The organism is Vibrio sp. 1402 (genome assembly GCF_033340275.1).
This window is the reverse complement of sequence record NZ_JAWOWE010000234.1, coordinates 1-734: the sequence shown is the minus strand read 5'-3', so window position 1 is coordinate 734 and position 734 is coordinate 1. Positions and strand designations below refer to the sequence as shown.

At 44.3% G+C, this 734-nt stretch carries 1 protein-coding gene; it reads right to left on the bottom strand.

Translation table 11 applies throughout. From position 1 onward, the window contains the following. Positions 1-94: 94 nt before the first annotated feature. Positions 95-734: 3-dehydroquinate synthase family protein (locus R7044_RS25300; protein WP_225456007.1), on the bottom strand; the 640-nt coding region annotated here is incomplete at its 5' end.

Sequence of the window (734 nt, the reverse complement as noted above, 5' to 3'; positions counted from 1 at the left end):
CTCGGTTTGAGAATCTAATTCCAGAACGTGAGCAAAACTCATCTAATAACCTTCTTAAACAACAAGAATGACGCCAGATGGCGTCATTACAAGGTTAAATATTGCGACCGAAATCAATAGCCTGCTGAATCACTTCTTGTGAAGTATCGGCTATCACTTCCGCACTGCCAATTCCGGTTGGTAGAACTAAGCGCAATTGACCTGACAGCACTTTTTTATCACGCATCATATGCTTGATAAAGTCATCAAAACTCATGCTGTCGGGTGTATGGACTGGCAATTTCGCTCTGCGCAACAATGCCACAATACGCTCAAACTGCTCTTCAGAAATCAGTCCACGCAGAAGTGACGTTTTGGCCGCCATCACCGTACCAGAAGACACCGCCTCACCATGTAACCAATTGCCGTAGCCTAATTCAGCTTCTATCGCATGACCGAAAGTGTGACCCAAATTGAGCAACGCTCGAATTCCAGACTCTTTTTCGTCTTGTGCAACCACTTCAGCTTTAATTTGGCAGCAACGAGCAATGGCATAGGTAAGCGCGTCTTCATCCAACGCGTATAAACGGTCTAAATTTTCTTCCAGCCAATCAAAGAATGCACCATCATAAATAATGCCGTATTTGATCACTTCAGCTATACCAGCAGCAAATTCACGCTCAGGTAGCGTCGATAAACAGTTGGTATCGATGATCACCGCTTTCGGTTGGTAAAATGCGCCAATCATGTTTTTA